Source organism: Pseudolabrys sp. Root1462 (genome assembly GCF_001426945.1).
In the GTDB taxonomy this organism is placed as follows: domain Bacteria; phylum Pseudomonadota; class Alphaproteobacteria; order Rhizobiales; family Xanthobacteraceae; genus Pseudolabrys.
The window spans coordinates 702704-716525 of record NZ_LMFS01000003.1 but is presented as its reverse complement, the minus strand read 5'-3'; the positions used below and the strand labels follow the sequence as shown (position 1 = coordinate 716525).

General features: G+C 67.2%; 10 protein-coding genes. 4 read left to right on the top strand and 6 right to left on the bottom strand.

What is annotated here, in order from left to right:
* Positions 1-347: 347 nt before the first annotated feature.
* The 3 genes from ASD45_RS20105 (at position 348) to ASD45_RS20095 (ending at position 5655) form a co-directional block, all read left to right on the top strand.
* Entirely contained in the window at positions 348-3749 is a 3402-nt protein-coding gene (locus tag ASD45_RS20105) for a tetratricopeptide repeat protein (protein ID WP_082541058.1), read from the top strand.
* A gap of 200 nt (positions 3750-3949) precedes the next feature.
* Entirely contained in the window at positions 3950-4873 is a 924-nt protein-coding gene (locus ASD45_RS20100; protein WP_056913423.1) for a sulfite exporter TauE/SafE family protein, read from the top strand.
* Positions 4873-5655, top strand: a complete 783-nt coding sequence (locus ASD45_RS20095; RefSeq protein WP_056913422.1) for a TIGR02186 family protein — start codon at positions 4873-4875, stop codon at positions 5653-5655. Before ASD45_RS20100 ends, ASD45_RS20095 begins: the two co-directional genes overlap by 1 nt.
* 10 nt (positions 5656-5665) lie before the next feature.
* Here the strand turns inward: ASD45_RS20095 and ampC are convergent, their stop codons facing one another.
* From ampC to ASD45_RS20080, 3 genes are all read right to left on the bottom strand, one after another.
* Complete coding sequence (gene ampC / locus ASD45_RS20090; protein ID WP_056913421.1) at positions 5666-6832, bottom strand: class C beta-lactamase; 1167 nt, start codon at positions 6830-6832, stop codon at positions 5666-5668.
* A gap of 63 nt (positions 6833-6895) precedes the next feature.
* The gene (locus ASD45_RS20085; RefSeq protein WP_056913420.1) at positions 6896-7669 is read right to left on the bottom strand and encodes an MBL fold metallo-hydrolase; all 774 of its coding nucleotides are present in this window, start codon (positions 7667-7669) and stop codon (positions 6896-6898) included.
* 12 nt (positions 7670-7681) lie between these two features.
* Complete coding sequence (locus ASD45_RS20080; protein WP_156380992.1) at positions 7682-8611, bottom strand: DMT family transporter; 930 nt, start codon at positions 8609-8611, stop codon at positions 7682-7684.
* Between the two features lie 99 nt (positions 8612-8710).
* On the opposite strand from ASD45_RS20080, the gene ASD45_RS20075 reads away from it, so the two are divergent.
* Positions 8711-9577, top strand: coding sequence for a LysR substrate-binding domain-containing protein (locus ASD45_RS20075; RefSeq protein WP_056913634.1), 867 nt, complete (start codon positions 8711-8713; stop codon positions 9575-9577).
* Positions 9578-9581: 4 nt separating this feature from the next.
* Here ASD45_RS20075 and pdeM read toward each other — a convergent pair whose 3' ends face one another.
* The 3 genes from pdeM to ASD45_RS20060 form a co-directional block, all read right to left on the bottom strand.
* Entirely contained in the window at positions 9582-10238 is a 657-nt protein-coding gene (gene pdeM, locus ASD45_RS20070) for a ligase-associated DNA damage response endonuclease PdeM (protein ID WP_056913633.1), read from the bottom strand.
* 92 nt (positions 10239-10330) lie between these two features.
* The gene (locus ASD45_RS20065; protein WP_056913419.1) at positions 10331-12886 is read right to left on the bottom strand and encodes a ligase-associated DNA damage response DEXH box helicase; all 2556 of its coding nucleotides are present in this window, start codon (positions 12884-12886) and stop codon (positions 10331-10333) included.
* Positions 12883-13785, bottom strand: coding sequence for a methyltransferase domain-containing protein (locus ASD45_RS20060; protein ID WP_056913418.1), 903 nt, complete (start codon positions 13783-13785; stop codon positions 12883-12885). Before ASD45_RS20060 ends, ASD45_RS20065 begins: the two co-directional genes overlap by 4 nt.
* Positions 13786-13822: the final 37 nt, after the last annotated feature.

The window sequence follows — 13822 nt, the reverse complement described above, 5'->3', positions numbered from 1 at the left end:
GTTGAACGCCTTCAATGCAGCCGCTCGATTCTGGATCCCCACGTGCGGTCCCGAATGGTCCCCTTGACCAGCTAATCGTCCGCTTCGGCGCTGCCAAGGCGCTTTTGGGCAGCCCCACCAGTTTAACAGCCCCGTTTTACAGCCGTCTTAAGGCCAAGAGCAGGTCCCGGTCCGCCCGGCGGGCAGCGCCAATTCTTACCGAAACTCCGGCACTTCGGCAGGTTGTTAACCCGGTGTTTACCGTGAGCGGCAAAAAGTCGCCGGGTGGCCTGTAGCCGGTTCGGCCGGCTGTCAAAGAGTCGAGCACGCAAGCCTCTTTGCGCCTCCACCTCGACGTTGGGTGAAGAATGAAATTTGGTGTCCCGTGGAGTGTCAAAGGCATCCGGCCCGAAGCCCGCGAGACAGCCAAGGAAGCGGCTCGCCGGTCGGGCATGCCTTTGGGCGAGTGGCTCAACTCCGTCATTCTCGAGCAGGCCGCCGACCTCCACGATGACGAGGACAGCTACGGCGAGGACATGTCCTTCGTTCATGAACGGCTGGACGACATCACCCGCCGCCTCGACCAGTTTTCCCGCAAGGGGCCCGAGGCTTATGCACCGCGACGCCAGCGTCAGGCGCCGCCGCAGGCTCAGAATTACGCTCCGCCGCAGGCCAATCCCGGAAACGACCAGCTCGCGCAACTGATTGCGCGGCTCGACCAGCGGATAGAGCAGCTCGCGGCCCTGCCGCGCATGATGGCGCCTTATGCGCCGCCGCTGCCGCAACAGCCGCCGCAGCCTGTTTGGGCGCCGCAGCCGATGCCCGCGCCGGCCATGCAACCCCAGCCCGCGATGCGGCCGCCGATGGCGCCGCCCGCGCCGCAGCCGATGCCGTTCGGCCTCGACCGCGCGGTCGCCGAGATCGCCGCCCGCCAGCGCAGCCTCAACGGCGCGCCGGCGCAGGGCCAGCCCGCCTTTCAGCCGGCGCCGCAGCCGGCCCAACCGCCGATGCCGCAGGCGGTGACCGCCCCCGCCTTCATGCCGCAACAGATCCCGGCGCAGGACATCTCCGGCCTTGAAGACCGCCTGCGCCAGATCACCGACCAGATCGAAACGCTGCGCCGTCCCGGCGTCGAGGACGCCATCAACGCGCTGCGCGCCGAGCTCAGCGACATCAACCGCGCGCTCGCCGACGCCATGCCGCGCCAGGCAATCGATGCCATCGAACGGCAGATTCAGGGCCTGACCCAGCGCATCGCCGAAGGCCGCCAGAACGGCGGCGATCACGGCGCCCTCTCCGGCATCGAGCACGGTCTCGCTGAAGTGCGCGATGCGCTGCGCGGCCTGACGCCGGCGGAAAACCTGGTCGGTTTCAACGACGCCGTCGAAGGTCTGGCGCACAAGATCGACATGATCGTCGCGCGCCGCGATCCGGAGACCCTCGGCCAGCTCGAGCACGCCATTACGACCTTGCGCGACATGGCCGAGCACGTCGCCTCCAACGAGGCGGTCGGCCGGCTTGCCGCGCAGGTCGCCGAACTCGGCGACAAGGTCGATCACTTCGCCATGGGCGGCGCCAGCGACGCGCTCAACAATCTCGAACACCGCATCAGCGCGCTGTCCGATGCCCTGGCCGCGCGGTCGCAGAACGGCGCCGTTGTGCCGCCGCGGCTCGAAGCGCTGGTCGAGTCGCTGTCGGACAAGATTGAACAGATCCAGCAATCGCGCGGCGACAATGTCGCCGTCGGTCACCTCGAAAACCAGATCGTCGCGCTGGTGCAGCGCCTCGACGCCTCGGATTCGCGCCTCGGCCATCTCGAAGCGATCGAGCGCGGCCTTGGCGATCTTCTGGTGCATATCCAGGAACTGCGCGCCGACAAGAACCCGTCGGGCTTGCGCGACGGCAACCCGCCCGAAGTCGCCAATCTGCAGCAGCAACTGGCGCGCACGCAGTCGGCACTCGATGCCATGCACGGCACGCTCGGCATCGTCGTCGACCGCCTGGCGACGATCGAGAAGGGCGTGCGCGAGCCGCGTCCCGCCGCGTTCGACGACGCCATGGAGCTGACCGAGCCGGTCGGCCGCATCGCCAGCCGCGTCATCGTCGATGAGCCGGTCGCACCGGCGCCGCGCGAAATGAACGCGCCCTTGCCGAACTTGGCGGCGTCGCGGCCGCAAGTGCAGCCGGCGCCCGAACTCGCCGCGGCTCTGGCGCCGAAACCGGCGCAGCGTCCGGCTCCCGCACCGGCGCCTCAGGCGGCGCAGCCGCAAGCCAAACGCCTGCCGCCGGCGCCGCGCCTGCCGATCAATCCGGAACTGCCGCCCGACCAGCCGCTCGAGCCGGGCAGCGTGCCGCCGCGCTTCGGCGGCAATCCGGCTGCGCGCATCGCCGCCTCGGAAGCCGCCCTCGCCGGCATCAAGCCGCACGCGGACGCGAGCCCGACCGGCAAATCCGGCTTCATCGCCGCGGCACGCCGCGCCGCGCAGGCCGCGATGGAGACCGCCAAGCCGCGCGCACCGCGCGCCGACGAAATCGAAGCCCTGAGCGAAACCGACGCGCCGTCGCCGCTGCGCGCCTCGATCTTCAAGAAGATCAAGCAGGTGCTGATCGCGGCGAGCCTCGTCGCCATCGTGATCGGCGGCATCCAGTTCGCCAGCACGTTCCTCCATCTCGGCGGTTCGAATTCGCGCACCGCGCAGGACGCGCCGGCGGGCGTCGCCAGAACTCCGGCCGACGACAATGGCGCTGCCGTGCCGCAACCGCCGGCCACCGATGATGCGCTCGTCACCCATTCGGTGACCGCGCCGGCCAAGCCGCTCGATCTGCCGGGCTACCTGATGGGTCCCTCCGGCACGATCCGCAATGTCACGCCGGGCGCCGCGCCGCGCGACGACAGTTCGTCGCTGCTCAGCGCCCCGGCGCTCAATCCGCCGCCGACGACGTCGGCGCCGAACGCCGATGTCACCGGCAGCATTCCGGCCGGACCGAAGGCAAAGCCCGCGGCTCCGCAGGTTGACGGCGGCCTGCCTGTCACCATCGGCAGCGACAAGCTGCGCGAAGCCGCCGCCGCCGGCGACGCCGGCGCCGCCTTCGAGATCGCCCAGCGCTTTGCCGAAGGCCGCGGCGTCGCTGCCAGCGCCGAGGAAGCGGCGCGCTGGTACGAGCGCGCCGCCGGCAAAGGCCTGCCCCTCGCCCAGTTCCGTTACGCCAGCATGCTGGAAAAGGGCCAGGGCGTGAAAAAGAACCTCGGCCAGGCGCGCAAGCTTTATGTCGCCGCCGCCGGCAAGGGCTACGCCAAGGCGATGCACAATCTCGCGGTGCTCTACGCCGAGGGCATCGACGGCAAGCCCGACTACGGCACCGCGGCGCAATGGTTCCGCAAGGCGGCCGACTACGGCGTCGGCGACAGCCAGTACAATCTCGGCATCCTTTGCGCCCGCGGCCTCGGCGTCGAAAAGAACCTCGGCGAAGCCTATCAGTGGTTCTCGCTGGCGGCCGCTCAGGGCGACCACGAAGCCGGCCGCAAGCGCGACGAGATCGGCGGCCGTCTCGAACCGGACGAACTTACCGCTGCCCAGGACGCGGTGAAGGCCTTCAAGCCGCAAGAACAGCCGGCCGCGGCGACCGCCGTGCCGATGCCGCGCGGCGGCTGGGATGCCACCAGCAATGCCGAACCCGCCGCACCCAAGGCTCACGTCAAGCCGCGCGCCGTTCCGCAGGCCGTGACCGGCAACTCACCGCTGAACATCGGCGTGGTGGCGCGCCGTTAAGTTTAAGCCTGCGAAAGCCGTGACCGCGCCGCGCGAGGGGTGTTCAATCGCGACGAATCGCGCGAAGACGTGCGGGTGTCATTGACTATCGTCAGGATCGGCCTCGAGCCCTAAGTTTGACGACCAGCCCGCGGCGGCGGCCGCTGCCGGCGCGGAATGGGCATTCAAGACCTGCGCCCTCGAACGCCGGGTGACGTCGCTTGCAGATCTATCTCCCGATCGCCGACTTGCCCGTCAACATCTTCCTGGTGTTGGCGATGGGGCTGACGATCGGCTTCATCTCCGGCATGTTCGGCATCGGCGGCGGCTTCCTGATGACGCCGCTTCTGATCTTCATCGGCATTTCGCCGGCGGTGGCAGTGGCGAGCGTCACCAGCCACATCGCCGCCTCCACCTTCACCGGCGCGATCAGCTACTGGCGTAAGCGTGCCATCGACCTTTCGCTGGCGCTCATGCTGCTCGCTGCCGGCATTCTCGGTACGGCGGCCGGCGTCTGGCTGTTCGCGGTGCTGCGCGCCATCGACCAGCTCGATCTCACCATCGGCCTGTCCTACGTCACGCTGCTGACCCTGGTCGGCGTCCTGATGATCAAGGAGGGCGTCCAGGCGGAACTGCGGGCGCGGCGCGGCCAGCCGGCGACCTTGCGGCGCCCCGGCAGCCATAACTGGGTGCATGGCCTGCCGCTGAAGATGCGCTTCAAGCGCTCGAAGATCTACGTGTCGCTGATCCCGGTCTGGGGCATCGGCTTCCTCATCGGCTTCATCGGCGCCGTGCTCGGCATCGGCGGCGGCTTCCTGCTGGTGCCCATGCTCATCTATTTCCTGCGCGTGCCGACCGCGACCGTCATCGGCACGTCGATGGTGATGACGCTGGTCACCATGACTTCGGCGACCGTGATGCACGCAGCCACCAATCATCTGGTCGATGCGGTGCTGGCCCTGATCCTGATGGTCGGCGGCGTCATCGGCGCGCAATTCGGCGCCCACACCGGGCAGCGCATGCGCGCCGAGCGGCTGCGCCTGCTGCTCGGCCTCCTGGTATTCGCGGTCGGCCTGCGCTTTGCCTACGATCTGGTGGTCATCCCCGACGACCTCTATTCCATCCGCGTCGTGAGGAGCCAGTGATGCGGGTCCCCGCCTTCGCCATCGCGATGATCGCCGCCGCGGGCGCGGCAGCATCGGCGCCGGCACAGGCCGAGAAGCTCGTGGTGTCGCTGTCCACTCACCGTGTCGCGGTGACCTCGAATTTCATCGGTGCGGAGCTCGTGCTGTTCGGCACCATCGAGCCGGATGCGCCGCGCACCGCACTGCGCAGCAGTTACGATCTCGTCACCACCGTGACCGGACCGAATGTCACCTTGCGCACACGGCGCAAGGAGCGGGTGCTCGGCATCTGGGTCAATGTCGACTCGCGCGAATTCATCCGGGTGCCGTCTTATCTCGGCGTGCTCAGCAACCGGCCGATCCAGCAGATCGCCGACACGGCGACCGCGCGCAAGCTGCAGCTCGGCCTCAATTACATCATCCTCACCCAGCGCATCGGTACCGATTTCGCCGATGCGGTGTCGGACGACCCGTTCCGCCTGAATTTCGTCAATCTGCAAAAAGAAGCGGAGCAATATCGCGAAGAGGCGAACGGCGTCACCTTCCTGACCCCGACGGTGTTCCGCGTCTCCATTCCGCTGCCGGCCAATGTGCCGACCGGCACCTACACCGTGGACGTCAAGCTGTTCGCCGGCGGACAGATGCTCTCGCGCACCAACACGGCGCTGGAAGTGATCAAGTCCGGCTTCGAGCAATATGTGTTCGAAGCTTCGCAGAACCACGGCCTCATCTACGGCGTCGTCACCGCGATGATGGCCCTGCTCATCGGCTGGTTCGCCACCGTGGTATTCCGGCGCGATTGAGCGCGTTCGCTCACTGCATGCCGGCGAGCGCCTCGAGCACCACATGGGCGGCGACAATCCGATCCGAGATCGGGAAGTTGCGGTTCGCCAGCATGACGATGCCGATCTTCTTCGCCGGCACGAAAGCCACGTAGCTGCCGAAGCCGGTGGTCGATCCGGTCTTGTTGAAGAGGATCTCGCCTTCGGGCGTGCGTGGCGGCGTGAGCTGCGCCGCGACATTTGGCTTGAAGATCATGGCAGCCGAATTGCCGTCGCGCAGCGCATCGAGCGTCACCGGATAGCGGTACTGCTCCCAACCGAGGCCCTGCACCATGGCGCCGATGCTGAAATAGCCGACATGGGTCGCCGCGACGGCGCGGCGCATCGGCTCATCGAGCGCCTCCGGCGCCATATTGACCTCGACGAAATGCAGCAGGTCGGACGACGTGGTCTTTACGCCATAGGTTTCATTGGCAAACACCGCGGGGCTGACGCGCACCGGCTTGTCAGCCTTGTAGCCCCAGGCGTAGCGATCCATCGCCGCGGCGGGCACGCGGATGTAGCTGTGTTTCAGGCCGAGCCGCGGGAAGATTTCCTTCTCCATCAGATCGGCGAAATCGCGCTTCATCGCCAGGGCGGTAACATGGCCGAACAGCCCGAGACTTGGATTTGAATACTGCCGTTGTTGGCCTGGAGCCGCCGCAGGCTTGAAGGCCTTGAAATATGCCGTCATGGCGGCATCGCTGCTCACGGTGGCGGGCAGTTGCAACGGAAGGCCGCCGGCGGTGTAGGTGCCGAGATTGAGCAGGCTCGCCTTGTCGATGGCGGCGCCGCGCAGCGCCGGCATGTAGGCGCTCGGATGGGCATTAAGCGTCATCGCGCCGCTTGCCACCGCATAGGCGGCGAGCGTTGCAGTGAAAGTCTTGCTCACCGAGCCGATCTCGAACAGCGTGTGGTTCGTCACCGGCGACTTCGCCTCTTTGGAGGCAACGCCGAAATTGAAGAAATGCTGCCGACCGCCGACGGTCACGGCCACCGCCATGCCGGGAATATCGTATTTCTTCATCAAGGGCCGATAGGTCTGATCGACCGCGGCGGCGATGCGTGCGGTATCGTCGGCGGCGCGCGCCGCGGCCGGAAGGCAAAGCGCGGCGATGGCAATGACCGATGACGCGACCGCTCTGATGAGGATGCTCACGCGAATCTTCTCCAGTCTAATGGCCGCGCAACAGGCGCAGCCATTATGGCGAGAGCGAGATGATCAGGCCATCGGCGCAACCGTCGTCGCGACGCCGGGCGCGAGCAGGCGCAGCCGCCCATCGATGCCGAGCGCCTTGAACGATTTCACCAGATCGTCGCGATCTTGCGTGAAATGCGCCCAGCTGTCGCAATGCACCGGCACGATCGCCGCTTGCGGGAAAGCATGCGCAGTTTCGATCGCGTCATTGACGTTCATGGTGAGATTGAACGGGCCGCGCGTCTGCGCCGAGCCGGCGAACAGCACGACAATGCCGGCCTTGAAGCGCCGCGCCACGTCGGCGACACCGTCGTACCAGACCGTGTCGCCGGTGACGTAGACGGTCGGCGCGCCGTCGGCTTCGAGAACGAAGCCGACGACATCTCCCGAGAATGGCTCGATGCCGGCGGGGCCGTGCCGCGCCGGCGTCGCAGTGACGCGCACGCGCGCGCCGCCGGGCGCGATCAATTCCGCCGTCGCCCACGGCGCCAGGCCCCGCGCATTGCCGCCCAACCGCTTGGCGCCGGCTTCGGTGGTGAGAACCTGCTGCGCCCGCGCCAGGAAATCGCGGCCCGACGTATCGAGATTGTCGGCATGCTGATCGTGACTCAGCAGGACGGCGTCCACCGCGCCGACCTTGGCGATGTCGAGCGCGGGTCCGTGCGTCTTGTGCAGCGTTACATGCGGCAGCTTGTAATCGCCGGGCGCGTCGAATGTCGGATCGGTCAACAGCCGCAAGCCGACATAGTCGATCAGCACCGTCGGGCCGCCGATGAGCGTGAGATGCGGATTGGACATTGATGGTCTCTCTTAAGCGCGGGCCGCCGCAGGCCGGGTGACGAGGTAGATGCCGAGCGCGACCGGAACGATGCCGAACAGATCGGCGGTTTCGAGGTGCTCGCCGAGAATGAGCCAGCCGAATAGCATGCCGAGCGGCGGGATCAGGAAGTGATAGCTGCTCGCCGCGGTGGCGCCGGACACGGCGAGAATGCGGAACCAGAGCAGATAGGCAAAGATCGAGATCAGCAACACGTTGTAAGCGAAGGCGCCGAGCAGGCTTAGGGTCGGCACGACGTCGTGGAAGCTCTCGAAGGCGAGCGCGAACGGCAGGATGGCGAGGCCGGCGGCAAGGCTCTGCACGCCGTTGCCGATCCACAGGCCCTGCTTCGGCGCATAAAGTTTGAACAGGATGGTGCCCCCGACCAGCGAGAACAGCGCCAGCACCGAGAGCACGATGCCGGTCAGGTGGTCGGTGCCGAGCGTGAGCCGGCTCTGCACGATGAAGGCGACGCCGCCGAGGCCGAGCAGCAAGCCGAGCACCTTGGGCCAGGTCATGCGCTCGCCGAGCACGGCGACGGCGAACACCGCGGTGACGATCGGGTTGGCGCTGATGATCAGCGCCGCGAGACCGGCCGACACCGTCTTCAACGCGATGTAGCCGATGCCGAGATAGACCGCCTGGTTGGCGATGCCGAGCGCGGCGAAGACGGCGACGTCGCGCCGGGTCAGAGTCCAGCGGATGCCGCTCACGCCCGCGAGCGCCATCATCAGTATGCCGGCGGCAAGAAAGCGAACGGCCAGGAAGATCAGCGGCGGGCAGTCGGCAATCGCCACCTTGGCGACGGAAAATGCGGAACTCCACAACAGCACGAAGCCGACAACCATGAGCGCGAGCTTCACGCGGCTGGTGGCGGCGGGCGCGGCGGCAGGCGGGGCGGCGAACAGAGCGAGTTGGGACATCGGGAGGGTTCCTTTCGCCCCGACACCTAGGCCCGCCCCTCGCCATTTGGAAATTAAATGGTAGAATTTGAGCCAGTGGTTTTGTAAATGGGTGCCGCCATGCTGGATATCGAGCTTCTCCGCAGCTTCGTCTCGGTCGTCGATTCGGGCGGTTTCACCCGCGCCGGCGAGCGGGTCCACCGCACCCAGTCGACCGTCAGCCAGCAAATCAAGCGGCTGGAGGAATCGGTCGGCCGGCCGCTGCTGGTGCGCAACGGCAAGCAGGCGGCGCCGACCGAGGAAGGCGAGCGGCTTTTGACCTATGCCCGCCGCATCCTGGCGCTGGAGCAGGAGGCACGCGATGTCGTGGCGCGGCCGGTGGTCGACGGCGTTGTGCGGCTCGGCATTCCCGAGGACTTTGCCGCCTACCGGCTGACCGAAATGCTGTCAGACTTTGCGCGATCGCGCCCGACCTTGCGGCTGCATGTGCGGTGCGGCCTGAGTCTGCATCTGCGCGAAGCGCTCGAACGCGGCGAACTCGATGTCGCGTTGCTCAAGCACAGGGCCGGGCAATCCGGCGGCATCGCCACGTGGCGCGAGAAGCTGCTCTGGGTCACCAGCCGCAAGCATCCGATCGACATGAGCCGCGACCCGATTCCGATCGCGGTGTCGGAGCAAGGCTGCCTCTATCGCAACCAGATGATCCACGCTTTCGAGAAAGCGGGCCGCGCCTGGCACATCGCCTATACCAGCCCCAACCTGCCCGGCATCCAGGCGGCCGTATCGGTCGGCCTCGGCGTCAGCGTCCTGCCGGAAGTCGCGATCCTGCCCGATCACCAGATCATCGACAAAGCGCACGGATTCCTGCCGATCACCAATACGGAAGTCGGGCTGGTCGTCGCCGACGGCGCGAGCCCGGCCTGCCGCGCGATGGCTGATGTCCTGGCCCAATTTTACAGGGACGGCGATCCGCGCAAGGCGGCCTGACGGCTCAACCCGGCAGGCAGCGTCCCGCCGTGAAGGCGTAAAGCCGATCTTCCCCGAGCATATGCGCGGTGAATGACAGCGTGCCGAACAGATCGGCGAAGGCCGCATCGCGGATGTTGAGGCCGCCGGTGAATTCGCCGAAGGCCGGCATCACCAGCCGCGCCGCGTCGGCCGCGAAACAACGGCGGCGCACGGCGCGGCCGCGATGCGAAATCTTCGCCACCGGATGCAGATGACCGGCGACCTCGCCGGCAGCACCGCTCGGCAGGTGGCGGAAGGTGAGCGCGTCGATCGTCAGCGTGTGCATGAACACGCCGCCGATGCCGTCGGCCGGTTCCGGATCGTGGTTGCCGGTGATCCACACCCACTCGCGGCCGCGCTGCAGCGTCGCGATGCTGTCGCGATCCTGTGAGGCGAGGCGCGACGGCCCGCCGCCGTCATGAAAGCTGTCGCCGAGAGCAACGACGAGACGCGGCGCATAATGCGCGATGAGTTTCGTCAGCCGCGCCAGAGTCGCGGCGGTATCGTAAGGCGGCAGCAACATGCCGCGCCGCGCGAAGCTCGAACCTTTTTCCAGATGCAGATCGCTGACGGCGAGCAGGCCGTGTTCCGGCCAGTAGAGTGCGCCGCAGGGATCGCAGATGAGCGAGACGACCGACAGCGTGACAACATGGTCCGTGCGCCCCCGTGAAAGCGGGGCCCCAGTGCCGGCCTGGTCTGGATTCCCGCTATCGCGGGAATGAGCGGAGAAACTCAATTCATCGCCTCTTTGATCAGTTCGTCGGCCGCCTCGGCCAACAGCGTGTCCGCCGCCTCGCCATAGACCCTTTCGCGGCCGATCTCCAGCATCACCGGAACCGCGAGCGGCGAGACGTGGTCCAGCCGTTTATGGACGATTCGGTCCTGTACGCGCGACAGCATTTCCGACAACCGCTTGATGTCCAGGAGCCCGGTGGCGGCATCGGCCCGCGCGGCGCGCAGCAGAATGTGGTCGGGCTGGTGCTTGCGCAGCACGTCATAGACCAGGTCCGTGGAAATCGTGAGCTGACGGCGCGTCTTCTCCTCACCGGGGAACCGGCGCTCGATCAGCCCGGCGATGATGGCGCAGGTGCGGAACGTGCGCTTCATCAGCGCCGATTCGTCGAGCCAGGCTTCGAGATCGTCGCCGAGCATATCCTCGGCGAAGAGTTCCTTGAGCGACAATCCGCCTTTTGCAATGCGCAGGCCCATGTCGCCCAGAGCCCACACCGCCAGCGCATATTCATTGGCGACAAAGCCGAGCGGCTTGAGCCCCCAGCGCTCGAGCCGGCGCGTCAGCAGCATGCCCAATGTCTGATGCGCGAGGCGGCCCTCGAACGGATAGCAGACCAGATAGTTCTTGGCCGCGCGCGGAAAGGTCTCGACCAGCAGATCGCCGGCCGGCGGCAGCAGCGAGCGCCACTGCTGGATCTCCAGCCATTCGCGCACCTGCGCCGGCAGCGCCTGCCACGCCTTCGGATCGGCGAGAATGCCCCGCACGCGCGCGGCGAGATAAGTCGAGAGCGGAAACTTGCCGCCTTCATAGGCCGGCACTTTCGGATCCGTGGCCGACGAACGCGAGACATAGACTTCGTTCTCGACCAGCGCCTCGTATTTCAGGATTTCGCCGGCGAAGACGAAGGTGTCGCCCGGCGTCAGGCCTTCGATGAAATATTCCTCGACCTGGCCGAGCACGCGGCCGCCGCGCGGGATCACCGTGGTCGACCGGCGCGAGCGCACGAGGCGCACCTTCAGCATATCGGCCTCGACGATGGTGCCGATGTTCATGCGGTAGCGCTGCGCCACGTTCGGATGGGTGATGCGCCACTTGCCGTCCTTACCCTGACGAATCTTGGCGAAGCGCTCATAGGCCTTCAGCGCGTAGCCGCCGGTGGCGACGAAATCGACCACGGCGTCGAAATCGGCGCGCGCCAATTTGGCGTAAGGCGCGGCGGCGCGGACTTCGTCGTAGAGCTCATCGGATAAAAACGGTTCACCGACGGCGCGCCCGAGCACGTGCTGCGCCAGCACATCGAGCGCGCCGGTACGAAGCGGCGGCGTGTCCTGCGCGTTCTCGGCGACCGCGCCGATCGCCGCGGTGCATTCCAGCACTTCGAAGCGATTGGACGGCACCAGCACCGCCTTCGACGGCTCGTCGAGCCGGTGATTGGCGCGGCCGATTCGTTGCAGCAGTCGCGACGAGCCCTTCGGCGCGCCGATATTGATGACGAGATCGACATCGCCCCAGTCGATGCCGAGATCGAGCGACGAGGTACAGACCACCGCGCGCAGTTTGCCGGCGGCCATAGCGTCCTCGACCTTGCGGCGCTGCGCCACGTCGAGCGAGCCGTGGTGTAAGGCGATGGCGAGGTTGTCGTCGTTGATGCCCCACAGCGACTGGAACATGAATTCGGCCTGGCTGCGGGTGTTGACGAAGATCAGCGTCGTCTTGTGCGTCTTGATGAGGTCGTAAACCTCGTTGAGCGCGTGACGCGCCGAATGGCCGGCCCACGGCAGCCGTTCGGTGGTGTCGAGCATCGACACGTTCGGCTGCGCGCCGGCCTGGGCGATGACGAGATCGGCAAGATTTTGCGAACCGCTCGCTTCGCCATCCGGCGGCTGCGGCACCAGGAAGCGGCACAGTTCGTCCGGCGTGGCGACCGTGGCGGAGAGGCCCACGGTGACGAGAGCGGGCGCCAAAGTGAACAGCCGCGCCAACCCCAGCGACAACAGATCGCCGCGCTTCGACAGCACCAGCGAATGCAACTCGTCGAGGATGACGCGCTTGAGCGAGCCGAACAGGTACGGCGCGTCGGCGGTGGCGAGCAGCAGCGCCAGTTGCTCCGGCGTGGTGAGCAATATGTCCGGCGGATCACGGCGCTGGCGCTGGCGCTTCGAGGCCGGCGTGTCGCCGGTCCGGGTCTCGAGCCGGATCGGCAGCTTCATCTCGGCCACCGGCGCTTCGAGATTGCGCGCGATGTCGACCGCCAGCGCTTTCAGCGGTGAGATGTACAGCGTGTGCAGGCCGCCCTCGCGGCGAATGCCGCTGCCGGTCGAAACGAGTTTGCGATCCTTGGCGTGCTTCGGCTTTTCCGCCTGTTCATGCAATTCGACCAGCGTCGGCAGAAAGCCGGCGAGCGTCTTGCCGCCGCCGGTCGGGGCGATCAGCAGCGACGATCGGCCGGCGCGCGCCTTTCCCAGCAGCGCTAGTTGGTGGGCGCGCGGCGTCCAGCCGCGCGCGGCGAACCAGCGCGCGAAGACATCGGGAAGCTGCGCATGTTCTTCGGTCAACGTCGCGCCACCACCACGAGGCCCGGAACCTCGTCGCCTTTCTCGCGGCGGGCCCAGGCTTGTTCCACCACCAGCAATTCGAGCCCGCCCGCCGCCATCGCCTCGCGCACATGCGGTTCCGAATGCGCGTAGCGCAACGTGTTGCGCAAGATAACGCCGTCGCCGTCATGCGTCTCGACGCTGAAGGCGATGAGGCCGCCGGATTTCAATGCCCGGGCCGCCGGCGGCCCGACCTGCATCAGTTCGTGGAAATAGATGAACACGTCGGCGGCAAGAACGAGGTCGAGCGACGCGTCCGGCACGGCGCGCAGATAGGTCATGGCCTCGGCTTCCTCGAGCCGATCGTAGACTTTCTTGTCGCGCGCCAGCGCCAGCATGCCGGATGATAGATCGACGCCGGTCAGCGAAGCGCAGAATGGATGGAAGGTTTCGCCGGCGAGCCCGGTGCCGCAGCCGAGATCGAGCGCGGCGGCAAAACGCGGCTCGGTCGGCGCAACGCGCTTGACCGCGTCGAGCAGAATCTGCGGCCCGCGATAGCCGAGCCGGCCGGCGAGCGAACCCTCGAACTTCGGCGCATAGCCGTCGAACAGCGACCGGATGTAGCCGACCGGCATGGCGACCGGCGGCAACGCCCCGAGCCGGGCGAGCCGCACCGCGGCGCCATGGGCATCCCGTGGATCGGCGGCGCGGGCCTGTTCGAACGCCGCGATGGCGCCGGTCTCGTCGCCGAGCCGCTCGCGGGCCTCGCCAAGCGCGAACCAGGCGGCGGCAAAGCCGGGCGCCAGCGCCACCACCTCGGCCAGCAGTTCCGCAGCCGCGGCGCTGTCGCCGGCCTCGGTCAGCCCACGCGCCCATTCGTAGCGGCGGTCGGCGATCAGGTCGCCGGAGGATTGGATCATGGCACTCAAGGATCGCTCGCGCGTTACGGTATCAATG

What these genes read in the sequence shown, in the direction of transcription:
- ASD45_RS20105 (WP_082541058.1), top strand. Translation starts at nt 348, where the DNA reads ATGAAATTTGGTGTCCCGTGGAGTGTCAAAGGCATCCGGCCCGAAGCC.
- ASD45_RS20095 (WP_056913422.1), top strand. Translation starts at nt 4,873, where the DNA reads ATGCGGGTCCCCGCCTTCGCCATCGCGATGATCGCCGCCGCGGGCGCG.
- ASD45_RS20085 (WP_056913420.1), bottom strand. Translation starts at nt 7,669, where the DNA reads ATGTCCAATCCGCATCTCACGCTCATCGGCGGCCCGACGGTGCTGATC.
- ASD45_RS20080 (WP_156380992.1), bottom strand. Translation starts at nt 8,611, where the DNA reads ATGTCCCAACTCGCTCTGTTCGCCGCCCCGCCTGCCGCCGCGCCCGCC.
- ASD45_RS20075 (WP_056913634.1), top strand. Translation starts at nt 8,711, where the DNA reads ATGCTGGATATCGAGCTTCTCCGCAGCTTCGTCTCGGTCGTCGATTCG.
- ASD45_RS20060 (WP_056913418.1), bottom strand. Translation starts at nt 13,785, where the DNA reads ATGATCCAATCCTCCGGCGACCTGATCGCCGACCGCCGCTACGAATGG.